This is a genomic window from Synechococcus sp. R55.7 (genome assembly GCF_047461955.1).
GTDB lineage: Bacteria > Cyanobacteriota > Cyanobacteriia > Thermostichales > Thermostichaceae > Thermostichus.
The window spans coordinates 1-1,824 of sequence record NZ_JANSIC010000047.1 but is presented as its reverse complement, the minus strand read 5'-3'; the positions used below and the strand labels follow the sequence as shown (position 1 = coordinate 1,824).

General features: G+C 59.0%; 2 protein-coding genes. Both read left to right on the top strand.

Annotation, left to right across the window (positions count from 1 at the left end; all coding sequences use genetic code 11):
• The first annotated feature begins 34 nt into the window (after nucleotides 1–34).
• Nucleotides 35–475 (top strand): Hsp20/alpha crystallin family protein, encoded by a 441-nt coding sequence (locus NW820_RS03925; protein ID WP_011433199.1) that lies wholly within the window; start codon nucleotides 35–37, stop codon nucleotides 473–475.
• A gap of 279 nt (nucleotides 476–754) precedes the next feature.
• Nucleotides 755–1,824, top strand: a 1,070-nt coding sequence (locus tag NW820_RS03920) for an ABC transporter ATP-binding protein (RefSeq protein ID WP_414406743.1), incomplete at its 3' end; no start/stop codon positions are given.

Below are 1,824 nucleotides of genomic sequence, written 5' to 3'. Positions count from 1 at the left end.
AAAAAAGCAAAGTAATAGAGGAGGAGGATGCTCTATGGCTCTTGTCCGCTGGGATCCATTTCGTGAAATTGACGAAATTCAACGGGAAATGAACCGGATGTTCGACCGGCTGATCCCTCGCACCACCGAGGCCGACGGCTTTGCCTTCATGCCGGCAGTGGAGATGCACGATGATCCCGAAACCATTACCCTGAAGCTGGAGCTGCCCGGCTTGAACCCCAACGACTTGGATATCCAAGCGACAGCCGAAGCGGTCTCCATCACCGGGGAACGGCGATTTGAGAAGCGCTCTGAAGACAAAGGGGTAACCCGGACTGAATTCCGTTACGGGCGCTTCCAACGGGTGATCCCGCTGCCGAACCGGATCAAACACGATCAGGTGAAAGCCGAATACAAAGATGGGATCCTCACCCTCACCTTGCCCAAGGCAGACTCTGAAAAAGCCCAAGTGGTCAAAGTGAGCGTTGTCTCCTGATGGCCTAGAGGTTAGGCAACTTCCTAATAGGGAAAAAGGATCCCATAGAGGTAGGCGATGAGCCTACCTTTTTTTACATTTCGGTTCAAGATTCCATGGCTTCCCAGCTCCCCTCTCCTTCTGGGAAAGGGGCCGGGGCAAGGGCAGGGGCAACGACCATAAACTGGCTTCGCTGCAGGGATCCCCAGCTCTCCCTACCGAACTCAACTCAACTCGATTTGACTTTTGCCCGCCGCTTTGGATAGGGTTTGAGTGCGCAACGGAGCCAAGGTTGAGAGCATGGCCAGCGTTACCTACGAACACGTTACCAAGCGCTACAGAGACACCACCGCCGTCCATGACCTGAACATCACCGTCGAAGACGGGGAATTTCTCGTCTTTGTCGGCCCCTCCGGCTGCGGCAAAACCACCTCCCTGCGCATGCTGGCCGGCTTGGAAGAAGTGAGCGCCGGCTCCATCTACATTGGCGACCGACGGGTGAACGATGTCCCCCCCAAGGATCGGGATATCGCCATGGTCTTCCAATCCTATGCCCTCTACCCCCACATGACCGTGGCCGAGAACATGGCCTTTGGCCTCAAGCTGCGCGGCCTGCCACGGGCGGAGATCGAAAGCCGGGTTAGGGGGGTGGCCAAGCGCCTTGGGATCGAGCACTTGCTCAACCGCAAGCCCAAGGAACTTTCGGGTGGGCAACGGCAGCGGGTTGCCGTCGGGCGGGCCATCGTGCGCAATCCGGCGGTGTTTTTGATGGATGAGCCCCTCTCCAACTTGGATGCCAAGCTGCGGGTACAGGCGCGGGCCGAGATCAGCAAGTTGCACATGCAACTGGGCACCACCTTTATCTACGTTACCCACGACCAGGTGGAGGCCATGACCATGGGCAACCGCATCGCCGTCATGAAGGATGGCCGCCTGCAGCAGGTGGATACCCCCCACACCCTCTACACCCGCCCGGCCAACCTGTTTGTGGCCGGGTTCATCGGCAGCCCCGCCATGAATTTCTTCCAGGCCAAGCTGCGGGAGCAGGAGGGCACCCTCTGGATCGATACCGGCGCCTTCCGCGTGGCCATCCCGCCCCACCAGGCAGAGCCCTATTGGCAATACGTCGGCAAGTCGGTCATCTTCGGCATCCGCCCGGAAAACATCCACGATCCCCAGTACCAACCCCCAGGGATCCAACCTGCCCCGGTGCGGGCTAAGGTCTCGGTAACGGAGCTGGTGGGCCATGAAGTAATCCTCTATCTCAGCACCAGCGACCGAGAAGGGATCCTGGCCGAGCAGGAGTTTATTGCCCGCGTGGATCCCCGTACCCAGCTGCGCGTCAACCAGTGGGCGGAAGTGATCTTCGA

Bases quoted from the DNA above. Each gene is read 5' to 3' on its own strand.
- NW820_RS03925 (WP_011433199.1), top strand. From the start codon at position 35: ATGGCTCTTGTCCGCTGGGATCCATTTCGTGAAATTGACGAAATTCAA.